The sequence below is a fragment of the Exiguobacterium sp. UBA6282 genome, from assembly GCF_002440475.1.
Lineage (GTDB): Bacteria > Bacillota > Bacilli > Exiguobacteriales > Exiguobacteriaceae > Exiguobacterium_A.
The window spans coordinates 58444-61349 of the sequence record NZ_DJUM01000026.1 but is presented as its reverse complement, the minus strand read 5'-3'; the positions used below and the strand labels follow the sequence as shown (position 1 = coordinate 61349).

The window sequence follows — 2906 nt, the reverse complement described above, 5'->3', positions numbered from 1 at the left end:
AACAAGAAGTCAACAACTTTTTGAAATTGTTTTTTCGTTTGTTTCAAGCGTTTGTCTTTGTTAAGGACATGTAATAATATATCATGCGTTTTATTATTGCGCAACACTTATTTTAAAATTATTTTTAAAATCATGAACAAACCTCTTGAACCTTACGAATTAGGCTCAAGAGGCTACTTATTCCTTATCAATCCATCAATTGAATGATGCTATGCTGTCGTTCTTCCATTAAATCAACGATGATCCTTCTTCCCTGGTCTTCATAAGAAATGACGGGGCGATCAAAGACTGGATTCTTTTGAGCGATTGTTGCAATCTTCCCATTACTCATCAATACGCGATCACCGACTTCAATCGGTAGAAGTAACTGTCCAAGCAATAATACATATTTTGAACAATATTGCATCGGTCGCGCTTTTAAATGACGATATGCGTCAAACGGCGTATACGCTTCCCGGTATGGGCGCCAACTTGTCATTGCAGCAAAAACATCTGCTACAATGAACAATCGAGCATGATCTGCAATCTTATCACCTTTTACCTTTAGAGGATAACCAGATCCATCTAAACGTTCATGATGTTGAACAATCAAACGATTTACCGTGTCGGAGATAATCGTCTCCTTTTGCAAGACTTGATATGCCATTGCCGGGTGACGTTGAAAAATTTCCTGTTGCATCGCTTCATAACGTTTCGTGTGACGCCATTCCATGATCCGCGCTAGTCCGTAATCCGCAAAATAAGATGCCGTCCACAGCTCATGGATCATTTTCCGTTCTTTTCTGACTGCTTCAGCAAGCATCTGGGCAACTGCTCCTCGATAAATGGCATGTCGCACAGTGTAAGCTTCCGTTCCCCGTTCAAGGAAGAATGGCAGAACATCTTGTCTCGTAATTTGTTCCGGGACGGACTGTTTGACCCAACTCAAAGCTTCATACACATTTGGCTTCATCCCCTGTTCCCATGACATGAAGACTTTATTATAGGAGCGAATGAACTCTTCAAAAGGATGTTCTATCTGCGCAGCCACTGTTTCAATCTGTATCTTTTCACCTTCGACAAGATCAGGACGATCCTCGATGGTGACTTCTTTAATCAAAAACCGTTGGATTCGTCGTAACTCGTCGGTTCCAATTTTTTTCCCTGCTTCTACGATCGGATGATCTGTATGTAAGTAGATCGATTCGGTTAAACGATCCCCGATGCGTAATTGGTCACTTGCCACTCGCATATCGCTTCGTTCCTTTCTCTTCTTTCTATATATGTAGATAAAAGCAGCAGAGTGGTATCACTCTGCTGCTTCCTTACTAACGTCTTGCTTACTCTTCCACTTCTTCTGAAGCATCCGATTCGACTACATTCTCTTCTGATACAAGATCCGTATCTTCTTCCGTTTCATCGGTTTCTTCTCTTTTCAGTTTCGCAACCGTTGCAACACGGTCACCTTCTTCAATTCGAATGACCTTCACCCCTTGGGTGTTGCGGCCGACACGTGAAATGTATTGCGAGTCTGTCCGAATAACGATACCGCTCTCTGTCATGATCATGATGTCATCATCGACATCAACGATTCGCATGGCAACGATTTGACCGACGCGATCTGTTACCTTACTCGCGATCAATCCTTTCCCACCACGCGATTGACTACGGAACTCGGTCATCGGTGTTCGTTTACCGAATCCTTTTTCCGTAATAACCAGAACATCTTGTGCATCACGTGCAAGTTCCATCCCGACGACGAAATCGTCTGGGCGTAACGTCATCGCTTTGACACCACGAGCACCACGTCCCATCGAGCGGACATTCGTGATTGGGAAACGAATCGCTTTCCCGCTTGTTGAAACAGCAAAGACTTCATCATCCGTCGATGCAAGACGAACAGATGTCAATTCATCGTCTTCAAACAACCGAATCGCAATCAAACCATTTTTGTTGATCCGGGCATATGCGGACAACGGTGAACGTTTGACACGCCCTTTGCGTGTCATGAAGATCAATGATTTTTGCTCATCTTGAACGACTTCTTCCGTTTCGAGCGCTTCTTCCGTCTCTTCAATCTCTCCTTCAACCACCTCGACAGGTGCTTCAGTTGCTTGTTGCTCCTCAAGATAACGTTTGAAGTTGACTGGAATCATCGTCTCGACCTTTTCATCGCGTTCAATTTGGATGAGGTTGATGATCGGCACACCTTTTGATGTCCGGCTCATCTCCGGTACTTCATATCCACGAATCCGGTAGACTTTCCCGCGGTTCGTAAAGAATAGAATCGTATCATGCGTCGAACAAGATAAGAGACGCGTAACGTAATCCTCGTCGTTCGTTCCGATTCCTTGAACGCCACGTCCACCGCGGCGCTGTGTCCGGTACGAATCCGTCGTCATCCGTTTGATATAACCACTGCTTGTCAACGTGATGATGATATCTTGTTCCGGAATCAAGTCTTCATCTTCGAATTCGATATGATCCATCCGGATTTCCGTCCGACGCTCGTCGTTGAAACGTTCCTTCAATTCCTCGAGTTCTGTCCGGATCAAATCAAGCAAGACTTCTTCACTCGCAAGGATGCGGTTAAGTTCTGCGATCAATTGCATGATTTCGTCATATTCTGCTTCAATTTTTTCCCGCTCAAGACCTGTCAGGCGTTGTAAGCGCATATCGAGAATCGCTTGTGATTGTTTCTCAGATAACGCAAAACGCTCCATCAACTGTTCACGTGCTGCGTCTGCTGTCCGGTTCCCGCGAATGATTTGAATGACTTCATCCAAATGATCAAGCGCAATCCGTAGACCAGCGAGCAAGTGTTCACGTGCTTCTGCTTTTTCGAGATCGAACTGTGTCCGACGACGAACGATTTCTTTTTGATGCTCGAGGTAATGATAGAGCATTTCTTTAAGCGTCAATGTTTT

Annotated in this window: 2 protein-coding genes; both read right to left on the bottom strand. The window is 44.5% G+C overall.

All coding sequences use genetic code 11. From position 1 onward, the window contains the following. Positions 1-187: 187 nt before the first annotated feature. The gene (locus B2751_RS08420; RefSeq protein WP_035411716.1) at positions 188-1231 is read right to left on the bottom strand and encodes an HD-GYP domain-containing protein; all 1044 of its coding nucleotides are present in this window, start codon (positions 1229-1231) and stop codon (positions 188-190) included. A gap of 88 nt (positions 1232-1319) precedes the next feature. After that, positions 1320-2906 (bottom strand): DNA gyrase C-terminal beta-propeller domain-containing protein (locus tag B2751_RS08415; protein ID WP_290774237.1); only part of this gene is annotated, 1587 nt, incomplete at its 5' end.